Origin of the sequence: Streptomyces sp. NPDC048389, from assembly GCF_040706335.1 — a bacterium.
GTDB lineage: Bacteria > Actinomycetota > Actinomycetes > Streptomycetales > Streptomycetaceae > Streptomyces.
In genome coordinates, this window is record NZ_JBEZKP010000028.1 from 26039 (window position 1) to 40872 (window position 14834).

Here is a 14834-nt window from a genome sequence, read left to right on the forward strand (position 1 = left end):
TTCGGCGAATGCCGGGTCAGCCACCGATGGCGCCGCCGGCACGTGGGTCGGGCCGACCGGGCCTGATCAATACCAGCAGGGCGGTGCCCGGGGTGACGCGATACGGCACGAAGGGCCCTTGCGGTGAACCCCTGGCCCACGGCGTGGGGCAGATCGTGGCCGCGCGGTCGGGCGCCGCCCGACCGCGTTGATCAGGTGGATGGGAGGAGCGGTCAGCTCCGCGCCGCGGCCAGGCGGCGGACGCCGTACCAGGCGGCGCCTGCGGCCAGGACTGCCGCACCGGAGATCACCGACGACACCGGAAGCGCGAAGGCCAGCGCCAGACAGCCGGCCAGGCCCAGAACCGGGACGACCCGGGCCGGGCGCCCCTCTTCGGGGGTGAGAGTCCAGGCGGAGGCGTTGGCGACGGCGTAGTAGGCCAGGACGCCGAAGGACGAGAAGCCGATCGCCGCCCGTACGTCGGACGTGGCCGCCACGGTCGCGACGATCACTCCGACCACCAGCTCCGCGCGGTGCGGCACCTTGAACCTCGGGTGCACGGCGGCCAGGGCGTGCGGCAGGTGCCGGTCCCGCGCCATCGCAAGCGTGGTGCGGGACACGCCGAGGATCAGGGCGAGCAGGGAGCCCAGGGCGGCCACGGCCGCACCCACACGGACGACCGGCACGAGCCAGTCCACACCTGCGGCCCGGACCGCGTCCGACAGGGGCGCCGTGGCGCCCGCCAGCCCCCGGGGGCCGAGCACCGTCAGTACGGCGACGGCGATGACGGCGTAGACGACCAGGGTGATGCCGAGCGCGATCGGGATGGCCCTCGGGATCGTGCGCGCGGGATCACGGACCTCCTCGCCCAGCGTTGCGATGCGCGCGTATCCGGCGAAGGCGAAGAACAGCAGCCCCGCCGCCTGCAGAACCCCGCCAAAGCCGGCGTCGCCGCCCACGTCGAGCCGGGCCGCGTCCGACGCGCTCGCGGTCAGGGCGGCGACCGCCACGGCGGCGAGCACCGCCAGCACCACGGCCACGATGACCCGGGTCAGGATCGCCGACTTCTTCACCCCGGCGTAGTTCACCGCGGTCAGCGCCACCACCGCGGCGACCGCGACCGCGTGGGCCTGTCCCGGCCAGACGTACGAGCCGACCGTCAGCGCCATCGCCGCGCACGAGGCGGTCTTGCCGACCACGAACCCCCACCCGGCCAGGTAGCCCCAGAAGTCGCCCAGGCGTTCACGGCCGTAGACGTAGGTGCCGCCCGACGCCGGGTAGCGGGCCGCGAGCCGGGCCGAGGAGGTGGCGTTGCAGTAGGCGACGACGGCGGCGAGGGCCAGGGCGATCAGCAGCCCGGAGCCGGCCGCGTGCGCGGCCGGGGCGAGCGCGGCGAAGATCCCGGCGCCGATCATGGACCCCAGGCCGATCACGACGGCATCCGGCACTCCCAGCCGCCGGCGCAGCTCGTCCGGCATGTCGGCGGCCGTCGTTGGCTTGCTCATGGGTTCACTCCTCGGCGACAGGGTCTGTCTTACGGACTCCGATATCGGGAGACGATATATGAGTCCCCGAGGGAGCCTCGCCAGAGACGGAGCGATGACCCGTCCTGGCTCCCGGCCGTGCCGGGTGGCAGAACGCGGACGCTGTGGTGCTGCTCGGCGGCTTGCCGGCTCAAGAGCCGGTTCTCCGTCGTGGCTTGGCGGAGTGCGCCGACGAGGGCTCGGTCGTCCTCCCGTAGCCGGCGGAGTTCGTCGGCGTCGGCGGCGCGGAGTCCCTGATTGGCGGACCTGCCTGGCGAAGTCGCCTGTCGCGGTCGGAATTCCTCCGCGTGCGCGGACATTCTCGTCGAACTCGTTCTTCACGTCCGTGTGAGGCTGGCTGAGAGTGTCGTGGGGTACTTCGGCTTCCGCGGCCAGGGCGACGGCGGTCAGAACTCTGTTCGAACGCTGCGTTCTTCGGCCAGGATGCGGGCCGTGGCGGCCCGGTTGCGGTCGGTTCGTCAGGGGCCGGCTCATGTGGTCCTCGAACGTGTAGTACGAGCCGGTCAGGCGGTAGTGCTGCAAGCGCGTACGTCAGGTCGCGAGGAGTCGCCCCGTCTGTTCGCGGCCTCACTTCACGCCGGAGGCCGGGAGTGAGGGCCGCACCGGTCTTGGCGGAGTGCTAGGGAGCGGGGTCACGTCAGTCGAGACTCCCCGGAATCTCCGGTTCTCTCCGGGGGGAGTTCCTGCAGGCGGACCATCGGGCCCGCGTTGTAGCCGCGCTGGGTGGCGCCGAGGAGAGCGTTGGACGCGTCACCGGCGTGCTGGGCCTCGATGACGTCCCGGACGAGTCCCTGCAGCGATACCTCGCGGCGATACCTCGGGGGCGGGTACGAGGCGGTTGAACTCCGAGGCGTCCGCGCGCAGCACGCCGGGCGGGACCGCGGCGGGCAGCACCTCTCCAGCCTCGTATTCGTGGGCGAAGTGCCCGATCACCTGCCGGCCGGGTCAGGCGCTGGTCGAAGCCGACCAGGGGGCGCCGCTGATCCTGGCAGCGGCCTGCATTTCGGGACTGACTGTCCGCTCGACCCGGCGGCCGCGGTCGATGAAGGCGTCGACCTTCTCGTTGTCCGCGGCACCCGGGCGCAGCCCCTTGCTCTCCCAACCACGCAGCGCCCTTGTGTTCACGGTCCGTACCGGGCCGCTGCGAGGAACGCGTAGTGCCCGTGCCAGCGGCGGCCTGCTGGCCGTTCTTGCCGGCGGCGTGTCCCGTGAACGGCTTCATCAGCGACCCTCGATCGCCGCAGTCGCTGAAGCAGACCTCCTGCTGCATCTCACTGAGCCAGAAACGGACACCGGCCTCGACGCCGAGCCGGTCCGCCGCGTCAAGGCCATCGCGCCGGGGGCGCGGGGCGCGCCGACCTGCGTTTCGCTCCACGTCAACAGTGCGAAATATGCCTCGACTGGGCAGATTCCGGCCAAGGGGGACCAATCCGGTGGCAGAGACCCCGGACGCAGGAAAATCTGAGTGAGTTCTTCGCCAGGGCGCTGCTGCCTCGAGTCGGCGGTTGGTTCCCCATTCCCTCCTACCTGTGATGCGGGGCTGATGAGTGCTGTGGCTGCACATGTGAAGGAAGTTCGGGAACTCCTTGACCGAGCCGTCCCCGGGGGGACCGTCGAGATCCCGGCCTATGCCCTCGGGGACGCCGGCACCGCGAGCCTTGTGTTCCCTGGTGGCGTTCTGCGGATCGGCGGCGTGACGTGCGACCCGCAGGGGTCATGGGTCACCGGGCAGGCCGTCACCACCGCGGCACCGTCACCGGTCCCGGTGCGGCTGGCCTTCACCTGTGACGGCGATCAGGTCGCCGGAATACTGGCCGCCGCCGACCTCGGCGGCGGCCGTGGGCTGCTGCTGATCGACGGCACTCCGGCCGGCGCCCCGCTGCCGCCTGGGGCCTGGGTGGTTGTGGACGGCCGGGAGATGCGGCTCGTCGGACGTACGCCCGTACCGGAGACCGACCCCGGGCGGCTGGACGGCCTCGGCCGGGTCCTGCCGCAGGCCGGCTCCCGTACCGCCGCCGCACCCGAACGCGGCCCGCGCGCACTCGTCACCGAGCACGGCATCTTCACCCCCCGGCCCGTCGCCCGCCGCCGCAAGGGTGTGCGGATGCTGGAGTCGCCGACGGTGCGGGGCTGGTCCCCGATCGGCACACCCGGCGGCGAGAACGGCCTCAGCATCGACTACCTGAGCCCGCCGCTGCGCATCACCGGCGCGCTGACCGCACTGCCGGCCGAGCCGCCGTACCAGGCTGTCGTCGGCGGCGCGCTGCTGGTCGACACCGGTGCGTTCAACGGTTCCGCGATGGGCGCGTACGTCGTTCCCGACGGCAGCGGCGCCGGGCCGTCGTTCTTCGCCTACGGCTCGCTGGGCAGCGAAACCGGGTTCGGGCCACCGCCGTTCCAGGTGCGCGGCATCGCGGCGGGGTTCGGTTGGAACAGCCGGGTACGCGTGCCGGCGGCCGATGCCCTGGGCAGCTTCCCGTTCATGGCCGCCCTCGACAACCCGGGCGACGTGTGGGCGGACGGCGACGCTCTCGGGGTGCTGAGCGAGCTGATAGCCGGGTCCAACCCCTGGGTCCGGCCGCAGGAGGGCGACCTGTGGATCGCCGCGGGTCTGGCCTTCGACTCCTTCGAGACCTTCCGAGGGCACGCGATGGCCCTGGTTCAGCTGGGCTCGGACCTGACCATCAGCCTGCTCGGCGTCGGCGGTGCCCAGCTGCCTACCGACAGCGAGAAGAAGATCGCGCGGGTGGAGATCGGCATCGAGGCCACGCTGCGGCCCACGGCCGGCGAGTTGAGCATCAGTGCCGGATTCACCGAGAAGACCTTCCTGATCGACCCGGCCTGCAAGGTGCGCGGCGGAGTCGGGGTGAAGTTCTGGTTCGGGGACCACCCCCATGCCGGTGACTTCGCGCTGATCCTCGGTGCCATCCCGCGGGCCCGCGAAGTGGACCTGCCCGCCCGTTACCCGAAGGGGCAGGACGCCGGGCTGGAGTGGGGTGTCGGCTCCACGGTCGACATCTCCGGCAGCGCGTACGCCGGTCTCACACCCAAGTCCCTGATGGCCGGCGGCCGGCTGGACGTCGTCTTCCACTCCGGGATGCTGCGCGCCTGGCTCAGCGCGAGGATCGACGCCCTCCTGGAGTGGAACCCCTTCTACTTCGACCTCGGCATCGGGGTCCGAGTCGGGGTCTCCGCCACCATCAAGGTCTGGTTCGTCAAGGTCAAGATCTCTGTCGAGATCGGGGTCAGCGTGCGGGTCTGGGGCCCGCCCGTGGGTGGCGAGGCCACCGTCCACCTCTGGTTCGTCTCCTTCACCATCGGCTTCGGCCAGGGCCGCAAGGACGGGGCGCCTCCGCTGGACTGGGGCGGCTTCCAGGGCATGCTGCCCGAACCCGAGACCATGGTCCGTACGACCCCGGTCACCGGCTACGTCGGCGAGGGCGCCCCGGCCACCCGTGGCGACATCAAGCCGTGGCTGGTCGACAGCGGCGGTTTCACCTTCACCGCGGACACCCGGGCGCCGGTCAGCAAGGTGTACCTGGACGAGGGCAGCACCACGCCGGTCTTCACCGATGACAGCCTTGACATCCTGCCCATGCGGCTCAGGGACAAGGGCAGCGAACTGCGGGTGTGGCTCGCCCGCGACGGCGATGGGGACACTTTGAGGGACTGGGCCTGTACGGCCATCCACGGCAATGTGCCCAACGGCCTGTGGGGCGAGCAGGCGGACGCACCGGGCGACGGTCTGATCCGCGACCGGATCCTCGGGATCCGACTGGTGTCGCCGCCGGTGGACCACGGCACTTCCACGGGGTTCATCGACGAGGAGGGCATCGGGTTCGACCCGCTCGACCCCGACGGCAACCAGCCGCTGAGTGCGGGCGAGGAGGCGTCGGGCCCGCTCCTACTGCGGCCGGACGGAGTGATCGGGAAGATCCAGGACGGGATCGGCGAGAACAGCAACCGCACCGGCCTCGCCACCGCTCTGGGCACGCTCGGCATCGAACTCGGCCCGCTCGACAGCGACCTGAGCGCGTACGCCTCCGCCGCGGGCACCGCCTTCACAGCCGAACCGATGCTGGTCGCGGCCTGACTCCCCGGCCCCTGCCCGCCCCGTCGAAAGGCACCGCCCCATGACCACCACACCGCGCGTCAGCACGCCCACGGCCCAGCACCGCACCCGGTTCTTCGACCACCGCATCCCGTCCCTTTACGCAGGCCGCTACCAGATCGACAACCGGCAGATCCTCAGGGCCGTCGACGGCGAGGACCGCGTCATCGACGCCAAGCCGCAGCCGTTCAACGTCGTCGAACCGCGCTTCAGCATCGACCCGGGCGGGATCAACGCCCGCTTCCCGGTGCCCGACGCTGTCGGCGCGTACAACCAGATCCTGCCGCACATCAACCTCGACGCCCCCGGCCTGCCGTGGAACCGCCCGCTGATCACCGACGCGGACCGCAGCGAGGTCCCGTGGATGGCCCTGCTCGTGTTCCGGGAGGGGGAGCTCCCCGAGGACAGTGACGCCATCGGCGTTGTCACCGCCGGCACCGTGCGGCAGCTCCTCGACGGTGGCCTCGGCCCCGGCAAGCCGCCCTTCCTGCCCGCGGAGAGCATGCGGCCGGAGGAGTACGAGGCGCGATGCGCCACGATCCACGTGCCCGCCGCCCTCTTCGACAAGGTCAAACCGCTGCCCACGGAGATGGCCTGCCTCGCCCACGTCCGCGAGGGCGGCCGGCCCGACGCCACCCGGGCCGGGGACGACCCGGAGCCGGACGAGAAGGAGCTCAACGGCGTCGTCGTCGCCAACCGGTTCCCCGCCGCCACCGGGGGCCGCCACGTCGTCCACCTCATCTCCCTCGAAGGCTTCGCCCCCTACCTGACCGCTGCCGCCCCTGCCGAAGGCGTCCGCCTGGTCTCCCTCACCTGCTGGACCTTCACCGGCCTGGCCGACTCCGGCATCGGATTCGGCGACGTATGCCAGAACCTGGCTACCGTCGATGGCGAAACCACGCGCCCCGGAGACGAGCTGCGACTGCGGCTCCCGATCAGCGCGCCGGCCAACCCGACAGAGCACCAGCAGGAGGCTCTCGACCGGATGAAGAGCGGTGCCGTGGCCCTTCCGCAGCGCCTGGAGACAGGCGAGCGCACCGTCGCCTTCCACCGCGGCCCGCTCACCGCCCAGCCCGCCCGGCGGCTGCCCGATTCCGCCGCCACCCGGCTGGAGTCGTCCGGCGAGGCCCTGATCTACCTGGAGAAGTACGGGGTCTTCGACACCGCGTACGCCGCCGCCTTCACCGCCGGACGCACCCTGGCCCTGGCGGACGCCGAGTTCCGCACGGCGTTGCTGGAGTTCCGCTCCGCCGCCCGTTCCGCCGTACGCCGTCTCGCCTCGCACCCGCAGCTCGTGGGTCGGGCGGTGACCGCCCGGCAGCTCACCGCGCCGCTGGCCTACGAGTCCTTCGACCGGATGCTCCTCGACGGGGACGGTGCTCGGTTCACCGAGGCCATGGCCCAGGCCGGTCCGCAGCTACGAGCCGGCCGGCGCCGTACCGTCGCCACCGGCGTCCGCAGCACCACTGCCGACCCGCGAGCACTGCTCGGTCAGCCCGGTGTGGCCGAGATCCTCGTCCAGGCCGCCGAGAGCGAGTTCCGTGGCGTGAGGGCCTGGCTCGACCGGCTGCGCCGACTGGAGATGCTGGGTTTCGAGCACCTGGTGCCCGACAGCCGAATGCTGCCGGAGGAGAGCATCCGCTTCGCGTACGTGGATGAGGGTTGGGTACGGGCCGCCGTGGACGGCGCCCTCAGCGTCGGCGTCGGCCACGCCCTGGACGCCGACCTCAACGCCCTGGCCACCGACGGGGGCCCGGTGCCGGCCTGCGGCGTGCTCGTACGCTCCGAGCTGATCCCCAACTGGCCCAACACCCTCTTCAACGGCTACGTGGGCGAGACCGCCGTCGAGCCGCTGCGCGGTGCCGTGTACGGCATCGGCACCCTGCTGCTGCTCTTCCCGCAGCTGATCGACCGTCTGGAGCTGGCCGAGCCGCCGCGCGGCATCTGCTTCGGCATCGGCGACGAGGGCACGATCGAACTCCGCGAGATCAGCGGCGACCGCATCGGCTACCGGAAGGGCGACTTCCCCCGGCCGGCCGGGTTCAGCCGCTTCCTGCGCCCCGGCGGCTCGGACGTGCTCAACGTCCATGGCACGGGAGACGCGCTGGTCCCGGCCCTGAGTCAGGCCCATGGGGTCGCGGAGATCTCCTCGGCCCAGTTCGCCCTTCAAATGATCAACGCCCCGCAGGTGCAGACCTTCTCCCGGCTCTGACCGCCACAACGAAAGGACCCTCGGACCATGTCCGTGGACAACACCCTGGTCGTGCCGGTCGAGGTGGCCGCCCTCGCCGTCAACCGGCAGACACGCGACACCGGAAGCCACCACGTCATCAACCGGTGGAACACCAACTTCAGGGGGATCGGCCAAGGCGTCCCTGCCGAACCGGAGCCCTTCTCGGGGGCCGAGGAATGGACGGGCCGCGAAGACCGCCTCGGCGTCTACCTCCAGTGGGAGCTGCCCGCCGCCCTCACCCGTGGCCGGCACGACGAGGAAGAGGGCGTCGGCGACTTCCCATTCGTCCCCAACCGCTGGCTGGTCGTCCGCCACCAGGACGGCAACCGCGCGCTCAAGGCATGGGTCGTCGAGAGCGACTACCTCGACCCGATGGACGGGACCGTCTCCTTCCAGGACCCGGACAGCGCCGAACCGTCCGCCACCCTCATCGGCAAGTGCCATGAGCTGTCGGGCGCCTGGCAGGAGCCCGCCAACCCGCGCGCGCCCTTCCTGACGGCGATCGGCCCCGGCCTGCTCACCTTCTCCGTCTTCCAGCCCTACAACACGAACGTCTTCTCCCTGCACGACACGCTGGAAGGCGTGCCTGAGCAGGAACGGCTGAGCTACTTCGTCGCGGGCTGGTACGCCGACCCGGACAGCGACATCGTGGCCGGTGACGAGGATCTCACCGCCGTCCTGGACCGCCTGGGGTGGACCAAGCCCGCCGGCGCGGGCAGCGGCATCCGCAACTCCGTCTACACCGGGACCGTCCTCGGTCTGGGCTGGGATGTGGACGGCGGCGTTCCCGAATCCGACTGCCCCCAGCGGGCCGACGTCACGTCGATCATCGCCAACAGCATCTCCGAAGCCGTCTCCGAACTCGGCGCTCAGGCGGAAGGCGACACCGTCTTCTCGGCCGAGGAAGCCGAACTCTTCCGCGCCTTCCTCCTCGGCGGTGTCGAGGCCCTCGGCGAACGCGACCGCCCCGAAACCGACATCCTCACCGACCGCCGCGCCCACGACACGGCCTTCGGCCCGGTTCCGGGCGGCTACCGCTGGTTCATCGGCGAGCGCGGTGAGGAGATGGGTACTCCTCCCGCCTCCCCCCGAGCGGCCGAAGCGGACACCGTCGCCGAACTCAACCGCAAACAGGCCGAATACGACGCCACCGAGTCGGAGCTGGACGCTGCACGCGAACGGCTCTACCACCTGTGGTGGCTCGACCAGCGCGAGCAGAAGTCCGAGGAATTCGCGGAGAAGATCGCGGCCGAGCTGGACCCGACCAACCCCGACGGCGCGGCAGGCAAGGTCGTGGCCCTGGCCCAGCGCCTCACCGAGCAGCGTCGCACGGTTCCCTGGGGCAGGACCGAAGAAGAGCTGGCCGCGAAGATCGACGAACTGCAACCCGACTTCGGGCGGCGCTCGGCTCGTCGGCTGATCCGGGTCCCGGCGCAGGAGTTCGAGTACTCCGCCGATCCCGTGCTCGCCCTGGAGGGCGCGAACCTCCACGCCCCGCTCACGCGTGACACGCCGTTGCCCTGCCGCACCCCGGACCGGCTGGTCACTCAGGCGTCGGGCGTCTCGACCCCCGACGTCGCTCCCATCGCCGCCCAGGTCGACCTCACCAACCAGCCGCCCTGCTTCTCGGCTCTCCTCAACGAGTTCCTCATCCTCGACCGGGCCCTTGCCGACGGCCAGATCACGGACGTCACCGGCACCCTGCCCGAGTACGGCACCGATCCGTGGCGCATGCCCTGGCAGCCGCTGTACCTGCTGTGGAAGGCCGAGTACTTCCCGCTGCCGATGCGCGACGGCGACACCGCGCACTGGGAGTTCATCGAGCGCTCCCGCTACCAGTGGAAGGGCACCGGCACCCCCGGCGCCCCCCTGGTCGTCTCCGGCCGGCAGATCCTGGCCCCCACGGCAGGACACGTCGTGGAGGGCGAGCTCACCGCGTACGCCCGGCTCCGCGACGGGCTTCCCGCAGACACCCTGCGCAAGCTGCGCTCCGACGCCCGCGAGAAGACCGACGTCCTCTCGCAGACCCTCGACGGCTTCGGCGCGGCCATCGCCCAGCGCCAGGCGCTGGGAGGCGGCCTCCAGCCGTCCGGGGACATCGCCGGCCTCGTCGGCAACGGCGACTACTCGCCGCCGGACCCCGGTGAGATGCCTGCCAGCGACTGGGACCCGTGGCCCGCGTCGACGTTCCAGGAGGTGCGCGCCGGGCAACTCGCCTTCCTGGACCTGGCCGTGGTCGACCGGTTCGGCCGCTCGGTCAACCTGATCGGCGACCCGAGCCACTTCCGGCCCGAGATGTCCCGCACGATGCGGCCGGCCCACCCCGTCAGCGGCTACGACAGCGAACGCCTCATCGAGCTCAGCCCGCGTCTGCTCCAGCCGGCGCGCCTGCGGTTCGACTTCCTGTCCGCCACGGAAGACGACGACGTCGATGTCACCCCCGGCACAAACCCGGTCTGTGCCTGGCTGCTGCACAACCGCCTGGACAAGTCGCTGGTGGTGTACGAGGCCGGAGGCGCCGCGCTGGGCGAACTCCGGGTGACACTGAACCGCGACAGCCGACAGGAGGTCTCCTGGTCGGTGCTCCCCGGCTCGCAGCTGACGGACTTCGACCAGCTGCGTGACCTCTCCCCGCACACGTACAGCCTGCTCAACGCGATCAAGACCCGCGGCCCGCAGACCTTCGACGACTTCCGCGCCACCGTCGACCGGGCCCTCCGGACCATCGACCCGGACGGCCCCGCCGACCCCGGCCTGGGCTTCCTCCTCGGCCGCCCGCTCGCCCTGGTCCGCACCCGGCTGACACTGGACCTGCGCGGCCCGCTACGTACGGACGTCAGCTGGCAGAACCTCTTCAACGAAGAACAGGACCCCGAACTGCCGCACTACCCCTGGGCGATCCGCCTCGGCGAGGCCGAGCAGACCGACGACGGCCTGGTCGGATACGTCCTCGACGACGCCTACGAGCACTTCGAGACGGTGATTGACCCGGCAGAGGGTAGCGGCGACTACCTGAGGCCGATCGGCGACAAGCCGAGCCTGGACCTGAACTTCGGCGACCGCACCACCGCGGTCGCCACGATGCTCGTCGACCCCCGCGCCGCCGTGCACGCCACCACCGACATCTTCTCCACGAAGCGGGTGTTCGTCCCGCAGGAGTTCACAGACCAGGCCATCGCCCGGATGGCGGTGCACTTCCGCACGGGGCCGCTGCTCGCGGGCACGACAGAGCTCAAGGGCGCGGAGGAGGAGATCGAGGAGACCGTCCTCATGCCCACCCCGGCGGGAGTCGTCGGCGACTGGACGTGGTCGGAGAAGCGAGGCAGCACCTGGGAAAAGCTCCCGATCCTCACCCAGGGCCACGAGGACCTGCCCCTTGCCGAGCCGGAGATCCGGTCCGGCTTCCTCACCCTGGACAACGCGGCCGCGCACACCCGCAACGAGAACTGAAGGAATCCCACCATGGCCTTGGTCTCCCCGACCCGTTCCGCAGACACCGCCGCACAGGAACCCCTTCTCTCCTACGAGCTCGCCACCAACCCCGACCCGCTCAAGGCGTCGCCGGAGAACATCGGTGTGCCGGAGGAGACGGGTGAGTTGATCATCGTCGGTTCGCGGCGCAGCGGTGCGTCGGCGGATGTGCAGTGGATCAAGGTGAAGGTCCCGGCGGGAACGATGTCGCCGGATCTGGCCACCGATCTGTCGAAGGTGACGCCGAGGATCAGCTTGGACGGCTGGACGGTACAACTGAACTCGTCCACCAAGGAGTTCGTGTTCTCCCCGGCGGCTTCACACGCGCCTGTCGGCCCGGAGACGGGCTTCACGATCCAGCTGTCCGAGCTCCCGATCAGCCGGAAGGTCGGCACCGCGCCGATCACGGTGACGGAATCCTCCCGCGAGGGGTCGAGCGCGTTCGCCTCCAGGTCCACGATCTTCAACGTCGGCAAGTTCCCCGCGGACTTCTACCTGCGGAACTTCATCGCGAACCCACTGGTGATCGACAACGGCGGTCAGACCACGCTGACGTGGGAGCGCTCGGCGAACGCCACCTACGAGCTGCTGTACGGGGAGACCAGCCTCGACGTGACCAACGTGACTACCCGTACGGTCACCAACATCAAGACCAACACGACCTTCTACCTGCGGGGCACGACGGGCGATCCCTCCAACCCGGTCACGCGGATCCTCACCGCTCAGGTGACGGTGATCAAGCCGGACCTGGAGGTCGGCCAGCTGATCGTCAACGGCACGATCACGGCGAAGGGCGACGTCCATATCGCCAAGGAAAAGAAGCTGACGCTCAATAACCTCGCACCCGCCGAAGGCGTAGGCATCAACGTCGGTGCCAACCTTGCCATCGCTGCCGACAAGGCGCTCACGGCGAATCACATCCGAGCGACGACGAACACGGCCGATGCCGTCCTGCTCCAAGGCGCCCTCACCGTCAACGGGAACGTCCTCGCCAAGTCACATGTGACAGTGACCGAATCAGGCAAGGTCCTCAGGGTCAGAGAGCTGCGCGGCCCTGTCAAGCAGGGGGGTGAGGCATCTGATCCGCCGATCAACATCTCCAACGGTGAGATCAAGGTGGGCACGATCCACGGCACCGGCACCTACCCGACGGTCAACATCCCGGCGCACGTCAATCTGTCCACATCCGGACGGACCACCACCATCGCCGGCCCGCTCGTTGCCAGTGGCGATGCCACTATTAGTGGTGCGTTCAGGGCGAACGGCAGGGTCCTCATGGTCGGTACGCCACGGCTCCTCAAGGAGTTCGTGCTGAGCTCGCAAGCCGATCAACAGCAGCGCTACACGGCGGCGACTTCAGGGTTCGTCATCGGTCGTGGGCATGCGGGAGGCGGTGCGGAATACGTTCGCATGACCATCAGCACTGGAGGTCAGTCCATCACGGATGACGCGCGCGGGATCTCGTACGCGGGTAAGAACTCCTTTTCTCTTCCGGTCGCCGCAGGGCAAGTATTCACGGTCAGGGGTCAGCGGCTGGCTGGAACAAGCAACCCCGGCTGGGCCGTGGCCTACTTCTTCTGGGTGCCTCTTGGCTCCGGCAATCCCACTCTGTCGGTGCTGGAGTCCGAAGACACCGAACCACTTCCGGTCGACGATTCGGGAATCAGCACGGACTGACCCGTAGCCGCAGGCACCGCTGACCCTCACACCCAGCCGATGTTGACCCACGGCCCTGCTGCTCACCACGCGCTTCGGCAACGCCGTCGCGGTGAACACATGGAAGCCCGCCTTGGCCAAGGCGGGCATCATCCCGCCACGTGCCGAGGGGGCGAAAGCCCAGCAGTGGGCGGCGGCCCCGAAGGCCGGTTTCCACGTGCTTCGGCACACCTACGCCTCGATCATGCTGGAAGCAGGAGAGTCCGTCGTGACCCTGGCTCGGTGGCTCGGACACTCCTCACCGGCGATCACCCTCGGTTACTATGCTCACTTCATGCCGGAAGCCGGCAGCAAGGGGCGCGTCACCATCGACGGTCTGCTTGGGGAGCGGGGAGACCGGCTCGCCGGCCGAAACTCCCCAGATTCTCCCCAGCGCCGTTGACGGGTGATTCCTACCTCTACGCCCCGGAGAAGTCGTCCGTGGATTGTAAGGCTGAAGAGATGGGTGGCCTGGGAAAGTGTTGGAAGAGGTCGTAGCGACCCGCTATATCACGCCCCTGCGTGAGGGCGGCTCGCTCCCGGGCATCGTCGAGGCCGACGATCTCGGCACGTATGTCATGAAGTTCACCGGTGCCGGGCAGGGCCGCAAGACCCTGGTCGCCGAGGTCGTCTGCGGGCGGCTCGGGCGGCGGCTCGGGTTGCGGGTGCCCGAACTCGTCGCCATGCAGCTCGATCCGGTCATCGGGTTGTCGGAGCCGGACCAGGAGGTGCAGGAACTGCTCAAGGCCAGCGGCGGGCTCAACCTCGGGATGGACTTCCTCCCAGGTTCGCTCGGTTTCGATCCGCTCGCCTACGAGGTGGACGCGGCCCAGGCGGGCAAGGTCGTCTGGTTCGACGCGCTCATCAACAACGTGGACCGTTCCTGGCGCAACCCCAACATGCTGGTGTGGCACGGGGACCTGTGGCTCATCGACCACGGCGCCACCATGATCTGGCACCACAACTGGCCCGGCGCCGCCGCCTCCGCGGCCAAGCCGTACGACGCCTCCGACCACGCGCTCGCCCCCTTCGCCCCCGACATGGCGGCGGCCGCCGCCGAGCTCGCGCCGCAGGTGACGGAGGAGCTGCTGACCGAGGTCGTGGCGGACGTGCCCGACGAGTGGCTGGCCGGCGAGCCCGGTTTCGACTCGGCCGACGCGCTGCGCCGCTCGTACGTGGCGGCGCTGCTGCCGCGTGCCGCCACCATCCACGAGCGCATCACCCTGGGCGCCCCGACACGGTCCGGGCCGTCCCGGGCGCCCGGCTGGCTGACGGAGCGTGCCACGCCCTGGCCCCACCCCACCCGACAGCATGCGAAGGACACCGCCCGGTGAACGACCGCGACGTTTTCGAGTACGCGCTGCTGCGCGTGGTGCCACGGGTCGAGCGCGGGGAGTTCGTCAACGCCGGCGTGGTGGTGTACTGCCGCGCCAGGAGCTTCGTGGCCGCGCGCACCCATCTCGACGAGACAAGGCTGCGGGCGCTCGACCCGCAGGCGGACGTGACCGGCGTACGGGCGGCCCTGCGCGCCGTGGAAGGCGTGTGCCGTGGCGGCGAGGACGCGGGGCAGGCCGCGCGCGACGACGCGGGGCGGCGCTTCCGCTGGCTGATCGCGCCCCGGTCCACGGTCGTCCAGCCGGGCCCGGTGCACACCGGTCTCACCCTTGATCCGGAGGCCGAGGTCGAGCGCCTGCTGGACCTGCTGGTGCGCTGAGAGCCAGGGCTGATCGATGTGACATGCGCCCCCCGGCCCCGGTGCCGTTGACACCGGGTGCCGGGGCTTCTAGCGTCCTGTCTGCCG

General features: G+C 70.3%; 8 protein-coding genes and 2 pseudogenes. 7 read left to right on the forward strand and 3 right to left on the reverse strand.

The genetic code is table 11. The annotated features are described in order from the left end of the window. Nucleotides 1-212 precede the first annotated feature (212 nt). From AB0903_RS20070 to AB0903_RS20080, 3 genes and pseudogenes are all read right to left on the reverse strand, one after another. A complete protein-coding gene (locus tag AB0903_RS20070) occupies nucleotides 213-1484 on the reverse strand; it encodes an APC family permease (protein ID WP_366704564.1) in 1272 nt (423 codons plus the stop codon). Between the two features lie 716 nt (nucleotides 1485-2200). After that, a pseudogene (locus tag AB0903_RS20075) lies at nucleotides 2201-2468 on the reverse strand (hypothetical protein); the annotation flags it as partial. Next, nucleotides 2469-2648 (reverse strand): hypothetical protein, encoded by a 180-nt coding sequence (locus AB0903_RS20080; RefSeq protein WP_366704566.1) that lies wholly within the window; start codon nucleotides 2646-2648, stop codon nucleotides 2469-2471. Nucleotides 2649-3066: 418 nt separating this feature from the next. Between AB0903_RS20080 and AB0903_RS20085 the strand changes: the two genes are divergently transcribed. The 7 genes and pseudogenes from AB0903_RS20085 to AB0903_RS20115 all read left to right on the forward strand — a co-directional run bounded on the left by AB0903_RS20085 (nucleotide 3067) and on the right by AB0903_RS20115 (nucleotide 14747). Then, nucleotides 3067-5616 (forward strand): DUF6603 domain-containing protein, encoded by a 2550-nt coding sequence (locus tag AB0903_RS20085; protein WP_366704568.1) that lies wholly within the window; start codon nucleotides 3067-3069, stop codon nucleotides 5614-5616. Between the two features lie 40 nt (nucleotides 5617-5656). Further along, complete coding sequence (locus tag AB0903_RS20090) at nucleotides 5657-7846, forward strand: hypothetical protein (protein ID WP_366704570.1); 2190 nt, start codon at nucleotides 5657-5659, stop codon at nucleotides 7844-7846. A gap of 27 nt (nucleotides 7847-7873) precedes the next feature. Then, a complete protein-coding gene (locus tag AB0903_RS20095) occupies nucleotides 7874-11317 on the forward strand; it encodes a hypothetical protein (protein WP_366704572.1) in 3444 nt (1147 codons plus the stop codon). Between the two features lie 18 nt (nucleotides 11318-11335). Next, complete coding sequence (locus AB0903_RS20100) at nucleotides 11336-13015, forward strand: hypothetical protein (RefSeq protein ID WP_366704574.1); 1680 nt, start codon at nucleotides 11336-11338, stop codon at nucleotides 13013-13015. Between the two features lie 52 nt (nucleotides 13016-13067). Beyond that, nucleotides 13068-13436, forward strand: a pseudogene (locus AB0903_RS20105) (tyrosine-type recombinase/integrase); the annotation flags it as partial. Nucleotides 13437-13512: 76 nt separating this feature from the next. After that, nucleotides 13513-14367 (forward strand): HipA family kinase, encoded by an 855-nt coding sequence (locus AB0903_RS20110; protein WP_366704576.1) that lies wholly within the window; start codon nucleotides 13513-13515, stop codon nucleotides 14365-14367. Then, nucleotides 14364-14747, forward strand: a complete 384-nt coding sequence (locus AB0903_RS20115; RefSeq protein WP_366704578.1) for a DUF3037 domain-containing protein — start codon at nucleotides 14364-14366, stop codon at nucleotides 14745-14747. Before AB0903_RS20110 ends, AB0903_RS20115 begins: the two co-directional genes overlap by 4 nt. Nucleotides 14748-14834: the final 87 nt, after the last annotated feature.